Source organism: Bradyrhizobium guangxiense, assembly GCF_004114915.1.
In the GTDB taxonomy this organism is placed as follows: domain Bacteria; phylum Pseudomonadota; class Alphaproteobacteria; order Rhizobiales; family Xanthobacteraceae; genus Bradyrhizobium; species Bradyrhizobium guangxiense.
On the sequence record NZ_CP022219.1, the window covers coordinates 1462087 to 1481743 of the forward strand.

Genomic DNA, 19657 nt, shown 5'->3' on the forward strand with positions numbered 1-19657 from the left:
AGTATAATTTGCGCATTTGATTAGCATCAACGGTCGTCATTTGACAGTTCTATTTTGGAACTGTAGCCTCTCGGCAATCACATGAGTTCTTGCCGGAGGAGGCGACCTTGCCCAAGCGAAATGCGACAGCTGCCGTGATCGGGGCCGGCGACTTCATCGGCTCCGAGATCGCCAAGAAATTCGCGGCGGAGGGGTTCACGGTCTTCGCAGGCCGCCGCAATGGCGACAAGCTGGCGCCGCTGGTGCGCGACATCGAGACCTCAGGCGGCGAGATCCACGCCCGCTCGCTCGACGCGCGGAAGGAAGACGAGGTCATCTCCTTCCTCAACGACGCCGACAAACATGCTCCTCTTGAAGTCTGCATCTTCAACGTCGGTGCCAACGTCAATTTTCCGATCCTCGACACCACCGAGCGCGTGTTTCGCAAAGTCTGGGAGATGGCCTGCTATTCCGGCTTCCTTGCGGGCCGCGAGGCGGCGCGGCTGATGCTGCCGCGCGGCAGCGGCAACATCTTCTTCACGGGTGCGACCGCAAGCTTGCGCGGCGGCAGCGGCTTTGCCGCCTTTGCCAGCGCCAAGTTCGGCCTGCGAGCGGTGGCGCAGGCGATGGCGCGCGAGCTCGGCCCGAAGAACATCCATGTCGCCCATCTCATCATCGATTCCGGCGTCGACACCGAATGGGTGCGGCAGCGGCGGCTGGAGGCGCTCGGGCCGAGTGCGCTGGATAATCCCGATCTCTTGATGCCGCCCTCTTCGGTCGCGGACGCCTATTGGCAGCTCTACCGGCAGCCGAAGAGCGCCTGGACGTTCGAGATGGAGATCCGCCCGTTCGGAGAGAAATGGTGACCGCGGCGCAAAAGTCCGGCTAGACTGAGCCAACCCAGGCAAAATTCCGGGAGGAGAACGACGTGAAGACCGCGATCACCGAGCTGTTCGGCATCGAGCACCCCATCATCCAGGGCGGCATGCATTTCGTCGGCTTTGCCGAGCTGGCCGCTGCCGTCTCCAATGCCGGCGGGCTCGGCATCATCACCGGCCTCACCCAGAAGACGCCGGAGCTGCTCGCCAAGGAGATCGCACGCTGCCGCGACATGACCGACAAGCCCTTCGGCGTGAACCTCACCTTCCTGCCGACCTTCTCCGCGCCGCCTTATCCAGAATATATCGCCGCCATCGTCGAGGGCGGCATCAAGGCGGTGGAGACCGCAGGCCGCAGCCCGGAAGCCTACATGCCGGCGCTGAAGGCCGCCGGCATCAAGGTGATCCACAAATGCACCTCGGTGCGCCACTCGCTGAAGGCCGAACGCATCGGCTGCGACGCCGTCAGCGTCGACGGCTTTGAGTGCGGTGGTCATCCCGGCGAGGACGACATTCCCAACATGATCCTGCTGCCGCGCGCGGCCGAGGAGCTGAAGATCCCGTTCGTCGCCTCTGGCGGCATGGCCGATGGGCGCAGCCTCGTCGCAGCATTGTCGCTGGGGGCGGCCGGCATGAACATGGGCACGCGCTTCATCGCCACCAAGGAAGCACCTGTGCATCAGAACGTGAAGAACGCGCTGGTCGCGGCGACCGAGCTCGACACCCGCCTGATCATGCGCAGCTTGCGCAACACCGAGCGCGTGCTGAAGAACGCCAATGTCGACCGTCTGCTCGAGATCGAGCACGAGAAGGGTGACAAGCTGACGATCGACGACATCCACGATCAGGTCGCGGGCGTCTATCCCAAGATCATGCTGGAGGGGCAGATGGATGCCGGAGCCTGGAGCTGCGGCATGGTCGCAGGGCTGATCCACGACATCCCCTCCTGCAAGGAACTCATCGATCGCATCATGACTGAAGCGGAAACCATCATCCGCAGCCGCCTGATGGGGTTCCTGGATGGGACGGGGGCGACGCGAAAGGTCGCCTGACACCGCCAAACTTCTTAACCACGGCGGCACTTGGTCGCTGGAATTGCGCGCGACGCCTCCTAAATAGGGGTAAATTGTCCCTTTCATCATGGAATTTCAGGAGGCGTCCGTGGTCCTGAAAAGCGTTCCTTTTGCAGTTGCCGTTGCCCTCGTGATCGCCTGGGGCGGCGTCGCGCGCGCTGACGACTACAAGCCAGACGAATATCTGGGTCTCGATCTCTCCAAGGCCGTGCTATCCCCGAAGCGGCTCGGGCCCGAGACGCGGTTTGCACCGGTCGCGCTCGAGGCGCGCGGCGGCAATGAGGCGCAGGCGCGCGCCGAGCCGGTCGACGTGCCGAAGAAGGTTGCGGCCGAACGCGTTCGTGCGGCGGAGCCGAAGGCGGTCCATGCCAGCAGCGCGCAGCCGCGCGGCGCGGCCCGCGCGAAGCTTGCGCATCGTCGCGGCAATCCGCTCGACGCACAGGCGATGGACACCCGCATCCAGACCTGGCCGTGCCGCTCCGGCGGCATCTGCAACTGGAAGCGTTAGCCGAGAACTCGTGGCCTCTTTACCTCGCCCGCTAGCGGGCGAGAGAGCAGACTATTGTCCCGGCTGCATCTCGCTCGTCATCCGCACGTCGCAAAACCGTAGGCGCGGAGTCAAGAAACCGTAAGCCGGGAGTCAAACGGCGCAGGCACCTTCCGTCGCGATTTGACGAAGGTTTCCTGAATGGCAACGCTCCGCGCGCAGCGCGCATGGACCCGACGGCAACTCCTGGTCCGCTCCGCCTCCAGCCTCGCCATCGCCTCGCTCGCGAAGCCTCACCTCAGCCGCGCCGCCGACCGGCCGCAAATCGCAGGCGGCATCCAGTCCGGCGACGTCTGCGGTGATGGCTCCGCGGTGATCTGGGCGCGTGCCGACCGTCCCGCGCGGATGCAGGTGGAATGCTCGACCGTCGAGAGCTTCAAGACCATCATTGCGTCGGCGTTGCGCGATGCGCTGCCGGAGGCCGATTTTACCGCAAAGCTGCTGCTGAACGACCTGCCGGCCGGACAGGACATCTTCTATCGCGTCCGCTTCGACGACATTGCAACCGGCGTTCCCGGCGAAAGCCGCCTTGGCCATTTCCGTACGGCGCCGGCAGCTGGCCAGTCGATCTCGTTCCTGTGGTCCGGCGACGTCGCGGGGCAGGGTTGGGGTATCGACGTTTCGCGCGGCGGCTATCGCAGCTATCGCACCATGCGCGACAACCGTCCGGATTTCTTCATTCATTCCGGCGATCACATCTATGCCGACTGCACGATTCCTTCCGAGCAAACGCTGCCGTCCGGCGAGATCTGGCGCAATCTGGTGACCGAGGACAAGGCCGAAGTCGCGCACACGCTGGCGCAGTTCCGCGGCAACTACAAATACAACCATCTCGACGAGAATTTCCGCGCCTTCCATGCCGAGGTGCCGATGTTGGCGCAGTGGGACGACCACGAGGTCACCAACGACTGGTCGCCGACCGGCAGCTACGATGAGGCGGGCTTTGAGCAGGACGGGACTTCGCGCCTGGTTGCGCGCGCCCGCCGTGCCTTCTTCGACTTCATGCCGATCCGCGATATCGGCGCGCGGCAGGGCCGGGTCTATCGCAAGATCGGCTATGGTCCGCTGCTGGACGTCTTCATGATCGACATGCGCAGCTATCGCGACGAGACCTGGAACAAGGGGAGCGATCACCGCGGCTGGATCCTGGGGGCCGAGCAACTCGCCTGGCTGAAGCGCGAGCTCGCCGCCTCGCGCGCGACCTGGAAAGTGATCGCGGCCGACCTGCCGATCGGCCTGATCAGCCTGGACGCCGTCGCGCTCGGCGACGGGTCGCCCGAGCGCCGCGAGCACGAGATCGCCGAACTTCTGGCGTCCATCAAGCGCGCCGGTGTGCGCAATATCGTCTGGCTTACCGCCGACATGCACTACACCGCCGCGCATTACTACGATCCGAACAAGGCGCAATTCCAGGATTTTGAGCCGTTCTGGGAGTTCGTCTCCGGCCCACTGCATGCCGGCACCTGGGGCCCGGGAGAACTCGACGACACCTTTGGCCCGGTCGCGATGTACCAGAACGGCTGCAGCGCCGCGCAGGGCGAGAATTTGGCGCCGTGTTTCGGGCTGCAATTCTTCGGCCGGGTCGACATCGACGGCGCCAGTGGCATGATGACCGTGACCTTGAAGGACGTCGACAACCGCGCCCTCTGGTCGGTCGATCTCGTGCCACAGCCGCAGCCGCGCCCGGCGGTGGTGGCGCAGCACTCGTGAAGGGCGAGCGGCTCGCCTAACCTCTTCCGGCAAGCGGGAGAGGGGAGCTCGCCTCGCTTGACGCGATAGTCAAACCTGATCCCACCTAACCCGATCTTGATTGGCCGCCTCCTGCCTCCCTCGCTATACTCATCACTCCCGCCACCTCTTTTCCATCACCAGAGAGTCTGCACCCCGCGGCATGGCCGCGTCCGGCGGGATGCAATATGTCAGGAGTTAGCTCATGGACAATCTGAAGACACAGGGCATCGGCATGCCCAAGCTCGGCCTCGGCACCTTTCGCATGCAGGGCGATGCCTGCCGCGCCGCGGTCGAGAGCGCGCTGTCGATCGGCTATCGCCACATCGACACCGCCGAGATGTATGCCAATGAGGAGCCGATTGGCGCAGCCATCGCAGCGTCCCGTCTGCCGCGCGGCGAGCTGCACGTCACGACCAAGGTCTGGCACGAGAACCTCGCCCCGGACGCGATCAGGCGGGCTTTTGATGCCAGCCTGAAGAAGCTCCGGCTCGACCATGTCGATCTCTATCTCGTGCATTGGCCGTCGAAGGCCGCGGATTGGGGGGCGGTGTTCGAGACCTTGATGAGGCTGAAGGAGGAGGGACGCACGCGAGCGATCGGCGTCGCCAATTTCACTACGGTACTGCTCAAGATCGCGGTCGAGGACATCGGGGCGCCGATCGCCTGCAACCAGATCGAATATCACGCGATGCTCGATCAATCGAAGGTGCTGGCTTATCTTGCGGCGAAGTCGATTCCGCTCGTCGCTTATTGTCCGCTGGCGCAGGGGCGCGTTGCCTCGGATCCGGTGCTGGCCGAGATCGGTGCCAAGCACAACGCAACCGCGGCGCAAGTGGCCCTGAATTGGCTGCTCGATCAGGACGGCGTCGCCGCGATCCCGAAGGCCTCGCGCCGCGAGAGCCAGCAGGCCAATCTCGATGCGCTGAAGATCACGCTCGACGATGCCGACCGCAACAAGATCGCGGCGCTGCCGAAGGATCGCCGCTGCGTCAATCCGGGCTTCGCGCCGCCGTGGGATTAGCTGGACGGGTTTTCGATGCGCAAAGAAATGGCCCCGCGAGGGGCCATTTCCATGTTGCGCGCTGCATTAGTCCCAGTGGCGATGGCTGCGCTTGATCACCACGACCCGGTCGCCATGGTGACGCCAGCCGCGATGCCAGCCATGGTCGCGATGCTCGCGGAATTCGGCGCGGGCGCCGTATGGGCCGTGATGATGATGGTAGCCACGCTTGATCACCACGGTCTCTGCGCTTGCCAGCGTCGGCGCCGCGATCACGAGCGCGCCCAGGGCCGCAACCACATAACCAAGCTTCTTCATGATGTCCTCCTCCAATCGAATGCACATCTAAACCGCGCATTCATGCGAACGTTCCGGAGGAACAGCGGGAGAATTCTGAATGGCTGTTCAGACAGCGCATGATCCCGAGGCAACGGCCGCGTCAGCGCAAACCACCGTTCTGTTTTTTCAGAAGCAACGTGATCGAGCGTAATGCCTAATCGCAGCGTCGTTGCGTGGGCGTCGGTGCGCCCGTCGCGATGTATTTGCCGTCTCGGATCGTGTACTCGCCGCGTTCGCTGCGATTGTAGATTGCGCGCAGGCTGCCGTCCTTCGCCAGCCGCAGTCCGAACTCACGCGCCTGGTGCAGCGAGGGGAAGTACACCATCACATTGATCAGGCCTTCGGCGTTGACCGTTGCCGACACCACCTCGTTCTCGTCTCTGGCGTCGCCGAAATTGCGCCGGTACATTACCCGGCCGTCCTTCCGGATCTCATAGGTCAGGAGCGCGCCTTTGTCGCGGTCGGGCTGAGCCGCGCAGTCGACCGCCCATGAACCGAGCAGGCCCCATTGCTCGACCGTCGCCGCGAGCGTCTCGGCATCTGCGGCGGAGGTGATCGCCGCCCACAGCACCCCCGCCGCGATCCAGCGGCTCAACCAACGCGTCATGTCCCTGGAGAACCCCGCCTCGAAGAATTCCAAAGTGTAGCATCCCGCCCGTTTCCGTCCATGGCGGCCCCCGATCGCTCGCGAATTTGATCCGCGTCAATGAGGCCGGTGTTTTCCGGGGTAGGATGGCGCTTCCCGAAGGCGAATCTGGATAGACCAATGCTGAATCAAGTCATGGATTTTGCGGGCGAAGTGCTGCCGGGGAGCTGTGCCGTACCGCCTTATTCCGAGACCGAGTTTCTGACCGAGCTGGGTGATCGCTTGCGGTCCTCGCGCATGCGCTGCGACCTGTCGCGCCGCGAGCTGGCCCGCCGTTCCGGGATCTCCGAGCGCTATATCGCCCAGATCGAGGCCGGCAAGGGCAACGTCTCGATCGTCCTCTTGCTGCGGCTGGCCTCCGCGATCCACAGCAGTCAGCCCCAGGCGGCCTGACGCTTCAAGGTGACCGCCATGGGGCAGCTGGTACTCGCGGCCAAGGTCACCCACGTTCCATCATTGATGCTGTCGGAGCAACCCGGCAGCCCGTTACGCGACGCGCGCAAAGCCGCCGTCGATTCGCTGCGCGAGCTCGGCCGGCGGGCGAAAGAGCGCGGCGCGACCTGCTTCGTGGTGTTCGACACCCACTGGCTCTCCAATTTCGGCTACCACATCAACGCCAATGCGCGGCACCGCGGCTCGTTCACGAGCCACGAGGCGCCGCAGATGATCCAGGATCTGCGCTACGATCTGCCGGGTGATACGTCTCTGGCGGAAGCCATCGCGAACAGGGCCGGCGAGGCGGGCCTGAACGTGATTGCCCATCAGGTGGCCAGCCTCGGTCTCGAATACGGCACCATCGTGCCGATGCACTACTTAAATCCCGACGGTTTTGCGAAGGTCGTCTCGGTCGCCTCCCCGCTGTTCACGTCGTTCGAGGAGAGCCGGCTCCTCGGTGAAGCGACGCGCCGGGCGATCGACGAATCCGGTGAGCGGGTCGCCGTCCTCGCCAGCGGATCGCTTTCGCATCGGCTCTGGCCGAACAAGAAGCTGGGGCCCGAGGCGTGGACGTCGGTCGCCAGCGAGTTCAACCGCCAGGTCGATCTGCGCGTGCTCGAGCTGTGGCAGCGCCGCCGCTACCGCGAATTCCTCGACATGCTTCCCGAGTACGCCACCAAGTGCAACGGTGAGGGCGGCATGGCCGACACCATCATGCTGTTCGCGGCGCTCGGCTGGTACGACTACCGCGGCGCCGCCGAGCAGCTTTGCGACTATTTTCCCTCGTCGGGCTCCGGCCAGGTCAACGTGGAGTTTCACCTCGAGGCGTGAAGCCGCGGCCTCAGGCCTGCTTCTCGACATTGGCGCTGCGGGCCGGCACGCCGAACTCCTTGCGGCAGACCTCGGCCAGCACGGCGACGCCATCGCGGATCTGCTGGTGCGTGGGGCTGGCAAAGCATAGCCGCAGCCGCGAGCTGGAATGGCCCTTGTTGGTCGACCATTCCGGCCCCGGATTGATCGAGACGCCGGCGGCGAGCGCGGCCTGATACAGTTTCAGCGTATCGACCTGGTCGGGCAGCTTGACCCAGAGGAAGATGCCGCCCTTGGGCTCCTCGAACTCCGCTGCCGTCCCGAACTGCTCGTTCAGCGCCTCCATCAGCGTGTCGAGCTTGCTGCGCAGCGCCTTGGTCAGGGCCGGCACGTGGCTTGCGAAATGCGGCTTGCAATAGCTGGCCAGCACCATCTGCTCCAGCGCTCCGGAGCCGGCATCGGTCTTCAGCGCCAGCATCCGCGACATCACCTCCCATGGCGCGACGATGAAGCCGACGCGCAGCGCCGGCGCGATCGACTTCGAGAACGAGCCGATATGGATCACGCCGCCGTTCGGGCTCATCGCGTAGATCGCCGGCGGCCGCTGCCCCGACCAGACCAGGTCGGCATAGCAATCGTCCTCGAAGATCGGCACGCCGTATTCGGTCGCGAGCCGCACCAGCTCAGTGCGGCGGCTCTCGGGCATGATGCTGCCGGTCGGGTTCTGCACCGTCGGAATGGTGTAGATGTATTTCGGCCTGATGCCGCGGCTCTTGAGGTCGGCCAGCGTGGCGGCCAGCACGTCCATGCGCATGCCGTCCTTGTCGAGGGGAATGCCGACGACGTTGACACCGAGCCGCGCCAGACGGGTCAGGGAGCCCTGATAGCTCTCCTGCTCGAAGATCACGGTGTCGCCGCGGGTCAGCAGCGTCGCGTTGACGAGGTCGAGCGCCTGCAGCGAGCCGGAGACGATCAGGAGATCGTCCACGGTGCAGGCGATGCCGGCATCGCGCTTGAGTTTGGTCACCAGGAACTCGCGCAAGGGCAGGTAGCCCTGCGGACCATGCGCCAACCCGTACGTGGCGAGCGACCGGCCCTCGCGCCGTAGCACCGTGTTGGTCGCTTCGATCAGCTCGTCGAGCGGCACCTGTTCGGAATCGTTGTTGCCGCCGACAAAACTGTACTTCGCAAGGCCGGTCCAGCGCGCAGAGGGGGCCGGCAGCCCCGCCGGAAACAGGGGCGCGAAATCGAAGCTGGACGTCATGGGAGCGTTCCTCGTTTCTGTTCTTGTTGAGCCAGCCGGCCTTGCACCGGCCAATCTTGTTCTTGCCGGCCGTCCGGGGTGGACGGCCTTACTTCTTGCCCGCCGTGCTGGTCGGACGACCCTGGCTGATGAAAGCGTAATGCGCATTGGCGACGCCGCCAACCATCAGGGCTTCGACCACGGGCTCGGCGATCTCGCCTGTCGCGGCCCAGTCGACCAGGAAATTGGCGCCGGTCCCGCCGCGCACGTCGTCGGTCGGAATGAAGATCGAGACGGTGGCGAGCGGCCTCAACGCGACCGGCGTCTTCAGATAGCTCTCGACCTGCTTGCCTGCGGTATCGAAATAGGCGATGCGTTTGACGACTAGCGGCTGGGTCTCGGAGGCGTTGTGAACACTCAAGGTCACCGAGAAGTCGACGCGCAGCTTGCCCTGGCTCATTGCGACGCTGGAATAAGCGGGCACGTAGAATCCGCCGGAGACGGCGAGGCCCTCCTTCGGCATCGCGGTGAGAGAATCGGCAAAGTTTTGTTCGATATTGACCTTGGATTGTGCGACGGCCGGCGCGGCCAAGGCGAGGGGGCATAGCAGCATTGCCGCGAGCAGGCCTTTTTGCATGTGACGAATTGCTCGCTTGCCGCGCCGCAACCCGTCTCTAGGGTGCGGCAAAACGGACCGATCTGGTATGCACGAGCTCATTCGCGACATCACTCTCTGTATTCTGTTTGCCTGGATGCTGGGCCTGCTCGCCCATTTCTCACGGCAGCCGCTGATCCTGGCCTATCTTATCGCCGGCTTTTGCATTGGTCCATTCGGCGCCGGCTGGGTCCATTCGCAGGAATCGATCGGCGTCATCTCCGAGCTCGGCCTGATCTTCATGCTGTTCATGATCGGTCTGGAGATCGACCTGAAGAAGATCGTGCGGGCGGGAAAGGTGATCCTGTTCGCGGCGGGCGGCCAGCTGCTCGGCGGCTGCCTGCTCGGGGTGCTGTTCTTCCTCGGCATCGGCCTCTCGCTCGGCGGTGGGCATTTCGATGCGATCTATCTCTGCGTCGCCTGCGCGCTGTCGAGCACCGTCATCATCGTCAAGGTGCTCTATGAGAAACGCGAGCTCGACACGCTGCCGGGACGGATCACGCTCGGTGTGCTGGTGCTCCAGGACATCTTCGCCATCCTGTTTCTGGCGGTGCAGCCGAGCCTTGCCAATCTGCAGGCCAGCGTCATCTTGCTCTCGATCGGCCGCGTCGCGGTGCTGGTCGCCGCTGCGCTGCTGGTCAGCCGCTACGTGCTGCCGCGGCTGTTCCACCAGATCGCCCGGCGGCCCGAGCTGATCCTACTCGGCGCGCTGGCCTGGTGTTTCCTCGTCGCCGAGACCGCCGAGCGGCTGTCGCTGTCGCGCGAGATGGGCGCGCTGATCGCCGGCGTCTCGCTCTCGACCTTTCCCTACGCGCTCGACGTCACCGCCAAGGTCACCACGCTCCGCGACTTCTTCATCACCCTGTTCTTCGTCGCGCTCGGCATGACCATTCCCGTCCCTGGTCTCTCCGTGATCGGGCTGGCGCTCATGATCGCCGCTTTCACGGTCGTGAGCCGCCTCGTCACCACCTTCACGCCGCTCTATCTGATGAAGCAGGGCCTGCGCGCCAGCCTCCTGCCGGCGCTGAACCTTGCGCAGATCTCCGAGTTTTCGCTGGTGGTGATCCAGACCGGTGTCACCGACCACCACATTGCGGCCGAGACGGCAAATGCCGCCTCCTTCGCCTTCGTGGTGCTGGCGGTCCTTTCGACCTTCGTGATGACCCGCAGCGACGAGATCACCCGCTGGGCGATCGGGCCGTTGAAGCGGATCGGCCTGCGCGACCTCGACCATGGCAACGGCCATGCCGAGGAGGGGCACGAGGGCGGCCATGGCGAGGCCCGCCGCATCGTCATCCTCGGCTTCTTCCGCGCGGCGAGCGCGCTGCTGGCCGAGATCGAGCGGCAGGCCCCGGTGCTGCTGGAGCAGATCACGGTGGTCGACTTCAACCCCAATGTGTACCAGACGCTGCTCTCGCGCGGCCTGCACGTGATCTATGGCGACATCAGCAATGTCGATACGCTGCTCCATGCCGGCGTCGGCAAGTCCGAGATGATCATCCTCAGCGTGCCGGATTCGCTGCTGAAGGGGGCCACCAACGAGAAGCTGGTCCGCCACGTCCGCGCTCTCAATCCAACCGCTATGATCGTCGCCACGGCCGACCTCCTGGCCGACGTCGGCGGCCTCTATGAAGCCGGCGCCAACTACGTCACCGTGCCCCGGCTCACCGATGCCCACGAGCTGTTCACGGTCATCGAGGCGGCCCAGGCCGGGCTCCTGGCCGACAAGCGCGCTGAACTCGATCAGCGGCTCGGCGAGCGCCGCGAAGTGTTGCCCTGAGGGCGGCCGGCCTTCCCGCCCGGCTGTTTGCTCCTATATCCCTGGTATGTTCGGTGCAAGCTTGGCCGTCCGATGGCCCGCGGCCCGGAATATGTGGTTGCGTCCAGGACACTAGCGCCCCGGCCCAAGTCCGGCTAAGCCTCCCGGCACAACCGATAGAGATTGGGAAATGCCCGATAGCGTTCAGGAAGTCTTGCAGGCCTTTGCCCGGGGAGAGCTCGTGGTCGTCACCGACGACGAGGACCGCGAGGGGGAGGGCGATCTGATCGTCGCCGCCTCGCTCTGCACCGCCGAGAAGATGGCGTTCATCATCCGCCACACCTCGGGCATCGTCTGCGCGCCCGTGACCACCGAGGACGCCCGCCGCCTGCGGCTCGATCCGATGGTGGCCCATAACGATTCCGCGCACACCACCGCGTTCACGGTCTCGATCGACTACAAACCCGACGGCGGCACCGGCATTTCCGCCGAGGAGCGCGCCTCGTGCTGTCGTGCTCTGGCCAATCCCAATGTCGGCGCCAACGATTTCGCCCGGCCGGGCCACATCTTTCCGCTGATCGCCAAGGATGGCGGCGTGCTGCTGCGCTCGGGCCATACCGAGGCCGCCGTCGATCTCTGCAAGCTCTCCGGCCTGCCGCCGGTCGGCGTCATCAGCGAGTTGATGAACGACGATGGCAGCGTGATGAAGGGTGAACAGGTCGCGCAGTTCGCGGCCAGGCACAAGCTCAAGCACGTCACCATCGCGGACATGATCGCCTATCGCCAGGCGCGTGAAAAGCTGATCGAGCGGGTCTCGACCTTCGTCACCGAAAGCCCGATCGGTCCGCTGCAGGGCTATGCCTACCGCTCGCCGTTCGATTCCATTGCCCACGTCGCCTTCGTCTACAACGGCGTCGGTGACGGCAAGAACGTGCTGACACGTTTTCACAAGCCGAACATCGTCAAGGACATCTTCACCGGGCACAAGCGCATGGCGGCCGTGCTGGAGCATTTCAAGAAGTCCGGCCGTGGGGTGCTGGTCTATTTGCGCGACGGTGCGGCCGGTGTGCCCGTCGCGGCGCTGCCGGACGAGACGCAGACCGAGGCCGACCGCAACCGCCAGTGGCGCGAGGTTGGCGTCGGCGCGCAGATCCTGCGCGACCTCGGCGTCACCTCGATCCGGCATCTCACCTCCTCGGTGCACGACTACAAGGGCCTGTCGGGCTTCGGCATCGAGATCGTCGCCAACGAGCAGCTCGAGAGCTGACGCATAGCGTCATTCCGGGATGGCGCTGAAAGCGCCAGACCCGGAATCTCGGAGTGATGGATAAGGAGATTCCGGGTTCGATGCTTTGCATCGCCCCGGAATGACCGAAACCAGGATGCAATTGCACTTGTTGCCGCGGCGCTTTAATTTGTCGGGCAATTTCTAGACGGAACCAGACGAAAGGACGTTTCATGAGCGTGCGCCCTCAGGCCAAGGACAAGCCGGCTGCGGCTTCTTTCCAGTGGGACGATCCGTTCCTGCTCGACGAGCAGCTGACCGAAGACGAGCGCATGGTGCGCGACACCGCCCGCGCTTATGCGCAGGACAAGCTGCTGCCGCGCGTCTCCAAGGCCTATCTGGAGGAGAAGACCGACCGCGAGATCTTCAACGAGATGGGCGAGCTCGGCCTGATCGGCATCACGCTGCCGGAAGAATATGGCTGTGCCAATGCGAGCTACGTCGCCTATGGCCTCGTCGCACGCGAGATCGAGCGAGTCGATTCCGGCTATCGCTCAATGAACTCGGTGCAGTCCTCGTTGGTGATGTACCCGATCTACGCCTATGGCGACGAGAACCAGCGCAAGAAGTACCTGCCGAAGCTCGCCAGCGGCGAGTGGGTCGGTTGCTTCGGCCTGACCGAGCCCGATGCGGGCTCCGATCCGGCCGGCATGAAGACCCGCGCCGAGAAGGTCTCGGACGGCTATCGCCTCACCGGCAGCAAGATGTGGATCTCCAACGCGCCGATCGCCGACGTGTTCGTGGTCTGGGCCAAGTCGGCCGCGCATGACAACCAGATCCGCGGCTTCGTGCTGGAGAAGGGCATGAAGGGCCTGTCCGCACCAAAGATCGGCGGCAAGCTCTCGCTCCGCGCCTCCATCACCGGCGAGGTCGTGATGGACGGGGTTGTCGTCCCCGAGGACGCGCTGCTGCCCAACGTCTCCGGCCTGAAGGGTCCGTTCGGCTGCCTCAACCGCGCCCGCTATGGCATCTCCTGGGGCGCGTTAGGGGCGGCCGAGGACTGCATGCATCGCCCCCGCCAGTACACGCTCGACCGCAAGCAGTTCGGCAAGCCGCTCGCCGCGACGCAGCTGGTGCAGAAGAAGCTCGCGGACATGGAGACCGAGATCGCGCTGGGGCTTCAGGGCTCGCTCCGCGTCGGCCGTCTGATGGACGAGGGCAAGTTCGCGCCCGAGATGATCTCGATCATGAAGCGCAACAATTGCGGCAAGGCCCTCGACATCGCCCGTACTGCTCGCGACATGCACGGCGGCAACGGCATCTCGATCGAGTACCACGTGATGCGCCACGTCCATAACCTCGAGACGGTCAACACCTACGAGGGCACCCACGACGTTCACGCCCTGATCCTGGGCCGCGCCATCACGGGCATTCAGGCGTTTTTCTGATTTGGTTCTCCGTCATTCCGGGGACGCCCGAAGGGCGAACCCGGAATCTCGAGATTCCGGGTGCGACGCTTCGCATCGCCCCGGAATGACATCAAAGAACAAGAAGAGGCCATGTCCGACAACGACGACGTCCCGTTCAACCGCAACTTCCCATTGAAGGCCGGCGTCGTCGAGGAAGTCCGCCCCGGCGTGCGACGCGTGCTCTGCAATAATCCGAGCCCGTTCACCTTCACCGGCACGGTCAGCTACATCGTGGGGACCGGCAATGTCGCGATCATCGATCCCGGTCCGGACGACGAGGCGCATGCGGCGGCGCTGCTCAATGCCGTGCGCGGCGAGACTGTGAGCCATATCTTCGTCACCCACACCCACCGCGACCATTCGCCGAACACCTCGCGGATCAAGCAGGCGACCGGGGCGCCGGTGTATGCCGAAGGCCCGCACCGGGCCTCGCGCCCGCGTTTCGAGAGCGAGAAGCACAATCCGGAATCCGGCGCCGATCGCGATTTTGCACCCGACGTCAACGTCGCGCATGGCGACGTCGTCGAAGGCGACGGCTGGCGGCTCGAGGCCGTGGCGACGCCGGGGCACACCGCCAATCATCTGGCGTTCGCCTGGCCGGAGCGAAAGTTCAACTTCGTCGGCGATCACGTGATGGGCTGGTCCACCTCGATCGTGGCGCCGCCCGACGGCTCGATGATCGACTACATGGATTCGCTCGACCGCCTCGCCGCCCGCGAGGAAGACCTGTATTTCTCCGGCCACGGCCCCGAGATTCCGGAGGGCCAGCGCTTCGTGCGCTTCCTGATCCGTCACCGCAAGGCGCGTGAGGCCTCGATCCTGCATCGCCTTGCCAAGGGCGAGACCGACATCCCGACCATGGTCCGCGCAATCTACATCGGCATCGATCCTAGGCTGACGACGGCCGCCGGCTATTCCGTGCTGGCGCACCTCGAAGACTTGGTCGCGCGCGGCGTGGTGGCGACGGATGGCGATCCCGTGATCGGCGGGACGTACCGGATGGCGGGCGCCTAGTCCTTCGCTGTCATTCCGGGGCGCGCGCCAGCGCGAGCCCGGAATCCATTCATCCACCAACTCTGCGGCTCAATGGATTCCGGGCTCGGTCCTGCGGACCGCCCCGGAATGACGGTCGAGGCTATTTCTTCACCGTCTTTGCCGGTGCCTTCGGCGGCGTCACCGGCGTCTTCTTCACCGGCTTGAGCGCGTCGGCATCGGCGGCGGTGTTGAGATCGTCGATGAATTTCTTGACGCGCGCGGCGTTGCTGCCGAGATCGTTGTCGAAATTGCGCGAGGCCGAGCGGATATCGACGCGGGAATCATCGCCGTCCGCCACGAATCTGATCGAAATGTCCTCGCGGAACCCCATGATCGGCGTGCGCGCCACGGCCTCGATGCGGCCGATGCGGCGCGGTGGCTGCGGTGCGCGCTCGTCGATGACGGTCCATTTGCGCTTGTTGACGAGCTGGAGCGCGATCGCATAGGCGCGGTCGACGGAAATCTCGAGCTCGACGGGCTCGACGTCGGGATAGAAATGGCGCTGCTGCTCCGCCGAATAGAGGCCGGCATAAACTGCGCTGTTGGTGCCTTCGCCGGTGCGCAGGCGCGCCAGAGCCTCGAAACGCGGCGGGTCGATCGGGTCGGTTGTGATGTCGTAGATCGCCGGCAGCTTGCGATATTGCAAGGCCAGATAAGCGGGATAGGCGAGGATCGCCCCGTCGATCAGGAACGCGAGCAGGATGCGCGCCATGCCGCGCGAGCCGTTCTGCCAGATCGCGGCGAAGCCGGCGAGCCCGAACAGGATCGAGAGGCCGGCGATGGCGAGTCCGCCAAAGAAGGTCGCAAGCGCCGGCTTCGGCTCCAGGAAGTCGAAGCGGACGATGATGATCGACACCACCACCGCCACCACCGCGAACACGGCCAAATTGCGCGCCCAGCTCGCGAGGCTTGACACGGGCTCCGATTGATAGGGAGCGGAAAACCTGCGGGCCATCGGATGAAGCTCTGCCGGGGTTGGCGATGCCGGCCGATCCGGCGCGACGATGGGCCGTTGAGACCACGGCCGACGGGCAAATTCAAGAGATACCGGGCTGTTACTGCCCGTCATTCCGGGATGGTCCGAAGGACCAGACCCGGAATCTCGAGATTCCGGGTCGGCTCTTCGAGCCGCCCGGAATGACGTTGTGTGTGAGCCTTACGCCGCCGCGTTCGGGAAGCGGTAATCCCTAAACTGGTCGCGCAGCGCCGTCTTCAGGATCTTGCCGGTGGCGGTATGCGGAATGCCTTCGACGAAGGCAACGTCGTCGGGCATCCACCATTTGGCGATCTTGCCGTCCATGTATTTCAGGATCTCCTCACGCGTAGCCTGCTGGCCCTGCTTGAGCTGCACGATCAGAAGCGGCCGCTCGTCCCATTTGGGATGGAACACGCCGATCACGGCGGCTTCCGCCACGGCCGGATGACCGACCGCGAGATTTTCGAGGTCGATCGAGGAGATCCACTCGCCGCCGGACTTGATCACGTCCTTGGAGCGGTCGGTGATCCGCATGTAACCGTCCTCGTCGATGGTCGAGACGTCGCCGGTGTCGAAGAAGCCATCCTCGTCGAGAATGTTGGTGTCGACGCGGTAATAGGCCTTGGCGACGGCGGGGCCGGAGACCTTGAGGCGACCGAAGGTCTTGCCGTCCCAGGGCAGCTCCTTGCCGGCATCGTCGGTGATCTTCATCTGCACGGCGAAGGGGGCATAGCCCTGCATCTGCAGCACGTCGAGCCTGGCATCGCCGGTGGCGTTCTGGAATGGCGGCTTCAGCGCCGCGACGCTGCCGATCGGGCTCATCTCGGTCATGCCCCAGGCGTGACGCACGTTCGAGCCCATGTCGAGGAACGCCTTGATCATCGAGCGCGGCATCGCCGAGCCGCCGCAGATCACCATCTTCAGGTCCGGCAGCTTGAGATTATTGGCGGACATGTGCTGGAGCAGCATCAGCCACACCGTCGGCACGCCGGCCGTATGCGTCACCTTCTCGGTCGAGAGCAGCTCATAGACCGAGGCGCCGTCGAGCTTGGCACCGGGCATCACCAGCTTGGTGCCCTGCGAGGGGGCGGAGAAGGCGATGCCCCAGCTGTTGGCATGGAACAGCGGAACCACCGGCAGCATTGTCTCGGACGCGCTCGTGCCGAGGGCGTCGACATTGTTGGCCATCAGCGCGTGCAGCACGTTGGAGCGATGCGAATACAGCACACCTTTCGGGTCGCCCGTCGTGCCGGACGTGTAGCACATCGCGGCTGCCGTGTTCTCGTCAAAGTCCTTCCATTTGAATTTGCCGTCCGCCTGGGCGATCCAGTCCTCGTAGGCGATCACGTTCTTCAGCGTGGTCTCGGGCATGTGTGCCTTGTCGGTGAGCACGACGTAGCGCTCAACGCTCGGCAGCTTGTCTGCGATCTTCTCCAGGATCGGAACGAAGGTGAGATCGGTCATCACGATGCGGTCCTGCGCATGGTTGATGATCCAGGCGATCTGCTCGGGGAAAAGGCGGGGATTGACGGTATGGCAGATGGCGCCGATGCCCATGATGCCGTACCACACCTCGAGATGGCGCCAGGTGTTCCAGGCGATCGTCGCGACGCGGTCGCCGAGCTTGATGCCGTCACGCTCCAGCATCTGCGAGACCTTGAGCGCGCGCTTGTGGATCTCAGCGTAAGTGGTGCGATGGATCGGTCCTTCGATCGAGCGCGTGACCACCTCCTGCTTGCCATGAATTTTGGCGGCGTGTTCGATGATCCGGTGGCAGAGCAGGGGCCAATCTTGCATCAAACCAAGCATTCCGACGTTCCTCCGAGAAGTCGCTGGGCGCGTTGTCGCTCTCAGCGTTGGGCCAAAGATTGCCATGAGTTTTAGCCTGCCGGACTTTCGCCGCAAATGGTCTTGTCGCGGCTATATGTCCGCTCGGGCGGCAATGGTTACCGCTGCGCTCGGTTTAGCGCTCGGGTTCGCCGGGACGGCAGAGGCGCGAAGGCATGCATCCCCGCTGGATATCTTCGGGATCGGCGCACCCCGGCCGCGTCCCGCGGTGCATTCGGCCAAGATCCCGCTGCCGAGACCGCGCCCCGAGCAGGCGCCCAAGGCATCGGACGAGGCCCCGCCGGAAGCTGACGACAAGCCCCTCGCGGACAAGCCCGGCGCCGACAAGCCCGCCGAGGCTGCGCCGCCACCCCAGAAACCGGTCTCGGCCTGCCGTCTTGCCCTGACCGAGGAGATTGCGATCGCCCCCTCAATTCCTGACATCCGCGGCCCCGGCGCCTGCGGCGGCGAGGATCTGGTGCGGCTGGAAGCCGTCGTGCTGCCGGACAAGCGCAAGGTGACGGTCAAGCCGGCGGCGATCCTTCGCTGCACCATGGCGTCCGCGATCGCCGATTGGCTGCGCAAGGACATGGTGCCGCTGGCCACCAGCCTCGGCTCGACCATTGGCGAACTCGATAATTTCGACAGCTTTGAGTGCCGCGGCCGCAACCGCGTCACCGGTGCGCTGCTATCCGAGCACGGCAAGGCCAACGCGCTCGACGTCCGTGCCGTCAAGCTGGCCAACGGGCAGTCGATCGGCCTCACCGACCGCACCATGTCGCGCGAGGTGCGCGAGCGCGTGCTGCACTCGGTCTGCGCCCGCTTTTCCACTGTGCTCGGCCCGGGCTCGGACTGGTACCACGAGGACCATGTCCATCTCGACCTCGCGCAGCGGCGCAACGACTACCGGATCTGCCAGTGGAATGTCTGGGATCCGCTGCCACAGGTCGCGCCATTGCTGCCGGCGGAACGTCCCGAGGAGGCGCCGCCGCGCGAGATCGCGGCCAAGTCCGAGGCCAAGTCCGAGGCCAAGTCCGAGGCCAAGCCCGAGGCGAAGGATGGAGCCGACGACGAGGCGGTGGAAAAGGCCCAAGCGCCCGCGGAGAAGCCGGCGGCCGAAGGCAGCAAGACCAAGCCGCACAAGCCGGCAACAAAAAAGCGCCGGTGAACCGGCGCTTTTGGATCTCAGGGGATCAAGAGGCGATCAGTAGCTGCCGGCCTGGCCGGTTTGGCTGCCGCCGAGCGCAAGCCGCGAATTGTACGGCGAGTCGCCATGCTTCGGCTCAAGCACCACGACGATGGTGCCGACCTTGACGCGGTTGTAGAGGTCGATCGCGTCCTCATTGGTCAGGCGGATGCAGCCCGACGAGATCGAGGCGCCGATATATTCCGGCTGATTGGTGCCGTGGATGCGGAACAGCGTGTCCTTGCCGCCCGAGTAGAGATACATCGCGCGCGAGCCCATCGGATTGTCCGGACCGGGCGCAACATAGGTCGGCACGCCCAGGCGCGAGATCTCGCCCGGGGTCGGATGCCAGGCCGGCCATTCGGTCATGCTGCCGACCTTGGCGATGCCGGACCAGGCCATGGCCTCTTCGCCGACGGTGATGCCGTAACGGATCGCCTTGCCGCCTTCCAGCACGTAGTAGAGATAGTGATTGTCGGAATCGACCACGATCGAGCCCGGCGACTCCTTGCGGTGGTATTCGACGATGGCACGGCGGAACGGCTCCGCAACCGGGGTGTTCTCGTACCGGACCTTGGCGAGAAGTTCCTTGTCCTTCGGCTTGAAGGCCTTGGTGTCGGTCGCCTCGAAATGTGTGGCCTGCATGCAGCCCGACAGCATCAGGCCGGCGGCCAAAATCCCAAACTTAACTTTCAGCGACGACATGGTTTGGTTCCAATCAAAGCAATACCGTGCGGACGGCCCGAGCTTAACGCCCAAGTTCCTCGACTCCGTTAAGCCCATTATCGTTGAAATCTGCCACAATTCCAGCACTGAAGCCCTTATCCCGCGCTGCGAGAGCCAA

At 64.6% G+C, this 19657-nt stretch carries 19 protein-coding genes; 12 read left to right on the forward strand and 7 right to left on the reverse strand.

Annotation, left to right across the window (positions count from 1 at the left end; translation table 11 throughout):
* Window positions 1-107 precede the first annotated feature (107 nt).
* From X268_RS06930 to X268_RS06950, 5 genes are all read left to right on the forward strand, one after another.
* Window positions 108-845 carry an SDR family oxidoreductase gene (locus X268_RS06930; protein ID WP_128924236.1) on the forward strand — a complete coding sequence of 246 codons (738 nt, stop codon included), beginning with the start codon at window positions 108-110 and terminating at the stop codon, window positions 843-845.
* Between the two features lie 62 nt (window positions 846-907).
* Window positions 908-1909 carry an NAD(P)H-dependent flavin oxidoreductase gene (locus X268_RS06935; RefSeq protein WP_128924237.1) on the forward strand — a complete coding sequence of 334 codons (1002 nt, stop codon included), beginning with the start codon at window positions 908-910 and terminating at the stop codon, window positions 1907-1909.
* 109 nt (window positions 1910-2018) lie between these two features.
* On the forward strand, window positions 2019-2438 hold the full coding sequence (locus X268_RS06940) for a hypothetical protein (RefSeq protein WP_128924238.1): 420 nt from the start codon (window positions 2019-2021) through the stop codon (window positions 2436-2438).
* A gap of 180 nt (window positions 2439-2618) precedes the next feature.
* Entirely contained in the window at window positions 2619-4187 is a 1569-nt protein-coding gene (locus X268_RS06945; RefSeq protein WP_128924239.1) for an alkaline phosphatase D family protein, read from the forward strand.
* Window positions 4188-4410: 223 nt separating this feature from the next.
* On the forward strand, window positions 4411-5229 hold the full coding sequence (locus tag X268_RS06950; protein WP_128924240.1) for an aldo/keto reductase: 819 nt from the start codon (window positions 4411-4413) through the stop codon (window positions 5227-5229).
* A gap of 66 nt (window positions 5230-5295) precedes the next feature.
* Here the strand turns inward: X268_RS06950 and X268_RS06955 are convergent, their stop codons facing one another.
* Window positions 5296-5526 carry a hypothetical protein gene (locus tag X268_RS06955; protein ID WP_128924241.1) on the reverse strand — a complete coding sequence of 77 codons (231 nt, stop codon included), beginning with the start codon at window positions 5524-5526 and terminating at the stop codon, window positions 5296-5298.
* Between the two features lie 175 nt (window positions 5527-5701).
* Window positions 5702-6154 carry a hypothetical protein gene (locus X268_RS06960; RefSeq protein WP_128929173.1) on the reverse strand — a complete coding sequence of 151 codons (453 nt, stop codon included), beginning with the start codon at window positions 6152-6154 and terminating at the stop codon, window positions 5702-5704.
* Window positions 6155-6313: 159 nt separating this feature from the next.
* Here X268_RS06960 and X268_RS06965 point away from each other — a divergent pair, with 159 nt between their 5' ends.
* Both X268_RS06965 and hpaD read left to right on the forward strand, forming a co-directional pair.
* The gene (locus tag X268_RS06965; RefSeq protein ID WP_164937589.1) at window positions 6314-6586 is read left to right on the forward strand and encodes a helix-turn-helix domain-containing protein; all 273 of its coding nucleotides are present in this window, start codon (window positions 6314-6316) and stop codon (window positions 6584-6586) included.
* A gap of 18 nt (window positions 6587-6604) precedes the next feature.
* Window positions 6605-7459 carry a 3,4-dihydroxyphenylacetate 2,3-dioxygenase gene (gene hpaD, locus X268_RS06970; protein ID WP_128924243.1) on the forward strand — a complete coding sequence of 285 codons (855 nt, stop codon included), beginning with the start codon at window positions 6605-6607 and terminating at the stop codon, window positions 7457-7459.
* A gap of 10 nt (window positions 7460-7469) precedes the next feature.
* Here hpaD and X268_RS06975 read toward each other — a convergent pair whose 3' ends face one another.
* Together X268_RS06975 and X268_RS06980 are read right to left on the reverse strand one after the other, a co-directional pair.
* A complete protein-coding gene (locus tag X268_RS06975; protein WP_128924244.1) occupies window positions 7470-8702 on the reverse strand; it encodes an aminotransferase-like domain-containing protein in 1233 nt (410 codons plus the stop codon).
* Between the two features lie 88 nt (window positions 8703-8790).
* Window positions 8791-9318 (reverse strand): DUF3124 domain-containing protein, encoded by a 528-nt coding sequence (locus X268_RS06980; protein ID WP_164937590.1) that lies wholly within the window; start codon window positions 9316-9318, stop codon window positions 8791-8793.
* Window positions 9319-9385: 67 nt separating this feature from the next.
* Between X268_RS06980 and X268_RS06985 the strand changes: the two genes are divergently transcribed.
* From X268_RS06985 to X268_RS07000, 4 genes are all read left to right on the forward strand, one after another.
* Window positions 9386-11116 (forward strand): cation:proton antiporter, encoded by a 1731-nt coding sequence (locus X268_RS06985; RefSeq protein WP_128924246.1) that lies wholly within the window; start codon window positions 9386-9388, stop codon window positions 11114-11116.
* A 169-nt stretch (window positions 11117-11285) separates the two neighbouring features.
* Window positions 11286-12362: a 3,4-dihydroxy-2-butanone-4-phosphate synthase gene (gene ribB / locus X268_RS06990; RefSeq protein WP_100180274.1), complete on the forward strand. Its 1077-nt coding sequence runs from the start codon at window positions 11286-11288 to the stop codon at window positions 12360-12362.
* Window positions 12363-12553: 191 nt separating this feature from the next.
* Window positions 12554-13768: an acyl-CoA dehydrogenase gene (locus X268_RS06995; RefSeq protein WP_128924247.1), complete on the forward strand. Its 1215-nt coding sequence runs from the start codon at window positions 12554-12556 to the stop codon at window positions 13766-13768.
* A 111-nt stretch (window positions 13769-13879) separates the two neighbouring features.
* On the forward strand, window positions 13880-14803 hold the full coding sequence (locus tag X268_RS07000) for an MBL fold metallo-hydrolase (RefSeq protein ID WP_128924248.1): 924 nt from the start codon (window positions 13880-13882) through the stop codon (window positions 14801-14803).
* A gap of 121 nt (window positions 14804-14924) precedes the next feature.
* Here the strand turns inward: X268_RS07000 and X268_RS07005 are convergent, their stop codons facing one another.
* Together X268_RS07005 and X268_RS07010 are read right to left on the reverse strand one after the other, a co-directional pair.
* Window positions 14925-15779 (reverse strand): DUF1499 domain-containing protein, encoded by an 855-nt coding sequence (locus X268_RS07005; RefSeq protein WP_128924249.1) that lies wholly within the window; start codon window positions 15777-15779, stop codon window positions 14925-14927.
* A 201-nt stretch (window positions 15780-15980) separates the two neighbouring features.
* Entirely contained in the window at window positions 15981-17609 is a 1629-nt protein-coding gene (locus X268_RS07010; RefSeq protein WP_128924250.1) for a fatty-acid--CoA ligase, read from the reverse strand.
* A 64-nt stretch (window positions 17610-17673) separates the two neighbouring features.
* Here X268_RS07010 and X268_RS07015 point away from each other — a divergent pair, with 64 nt between their 5' ends.
* Window positions 17674-18795 (forward strand): extensin family protein, encoded by a 1122-nt coding sequence (locus tag X268_RS07015; RefSeq protein ID WP_128924251.1) that lies wholly within the window; start codon window positions 17674-17676, stop codon window positions 18793-18795.
* 36 nt (window positions 18796-18831) lie between these two features.
* Here X268_RS07015 and X268_RS07020 read toward each other — a convergent pair whose 3' ends face one another.
* Window positions 18832-19518, reverse strand: coding sequence for a L,D-transpeptidase (locus X268_RS07020; RefSeq protein WP_128924252.1), 687 nt, complete (start codon window positions 19516-19518; stop codon window positions 18832-18834).
* Window positions 19519-19657 lie beyond the last annotated feature (139 nt).

What these genes read in the sequence shown, in the direction of transcription:
- X268_RS06945 (WP_128924239.1), top strand. Translation starts at nt 2,619, where the DNA reads ATGGCAACGCTCCGCGCGCAGCGCGCATGGACCCGACGGCAACTCCTG.
- X268_RS06950 (WP_128924240.1), top strand. Translation starts at nt 4,411, where the DNA reads ATGGACAATCTGAAGACACAGGGCATCGGCATGCCCAAGCTCGGCCTC.
- X268_RS06955 (WP_128924241.1), bottom strand. Translation starts at nt 5,526, where the DNA reads ATGAAGAAGCTTGGTTATGTGGTTGCGGCCCTGGGCGCGCTCGTGATC.
- X268_RS06960 (WP_128929173.1), bottom strand. Translation starts at nt 6,154, where the DNA reads ATGACGCGTTGGTTGAGCCGCTGGATCGCGGCGGGGGTGCTGTGGGCG.
- X268_RS06965 (WP_164937589.1), top strand. Translation starts at nt 6,314, where the DNA reads ATGCTGAATCAAGTCATGGATTTTGCGGGCGAAGTGCTGCCGGGGAGC.
- hpaD (WP_128924243.1), top strand. Translation starts at nt 6,605, where the DNA reads ATGGGGCAGCTGGTACTCGCGGCCAAGGTCACCCACGTTCCATCATTG.
- X268_RS06975 (WP_128924244.1), bottom strand. Translation starts at nt 8,702, where the DNA reads ATGACGTCCAGCTTCGATTTCGCGCCCCTGTTTCCGGCGGGGCTGCCG.
- X268_RS06980 (WP_164937590.1), bottom strand. Translation starts at nt 9,318, where the DNA reads ATGCAAAAAGGCCTGCTCGCGGCAATGCTGCTATGCCCCCTCGCCTTG.
- X268_RS06985 (WP_128924246.1), top strand. Translation starts at nt 9,386, where the DNA reads ATGCACGAGCTCATTCGCGACATCACTCTCTGTATTCTGTTTGCCTGG.
- ribB (WP_100180274.1), top strand. Translation starts at nt 11,286, where the DNA reads ATGCCCGATAGCGTTCAGGAAGTCTTGCAGGCCTTTGCCCGGGGAGAG.
- X268_RS06995 (WP_128924247.1), top strand. Translation starts at nt 12,554, where the DNA reads ATGAGCGTGCGCCCTCAGGCCAAGGACAAGCCGGCTGCGGCTTCTTTC.
- X268_RS07000 (WP_128924248.1), top strand. Translation starts at nt 13,880, where the DNA reads ATGTCCGACAACGACGACGTCCCGTTCAACCGCAACTTCCCATTGAAG.
- X268_RS07005 (WP_128924249.1), bottom strand. Translation starts at nt 15,779, where the DNA reads ATGGCCCGCAGGTTTTCCGCTCCCTATCAATCGGAGCCCGTGTCAAGC.
- X268_RS07010 (WP_128924250.1), bottom strand. Translation starts at nt 17,609, where the DNA reads ATGCTTGGTTTGATGCAAGATTGGCCCCTGCTCTGCCACCGGATCATC.
- X268_RS07015 (WP_128924251.1), top strand. Translation starts at nt 17,674, where the DNA reads ATGAGTTTTAGCCTGCCGGACTTTCGCCGCAAATGGTCTTGTCGCGGC.
- X268_RS07020 (WP_128924252.1), bottom strand. Translation starts at nt 19,518, where the DNA reads ATGTCGTCGCTGAAAGTTAAGTTTGGGATTTTGGCCGCCGGCCTGATG.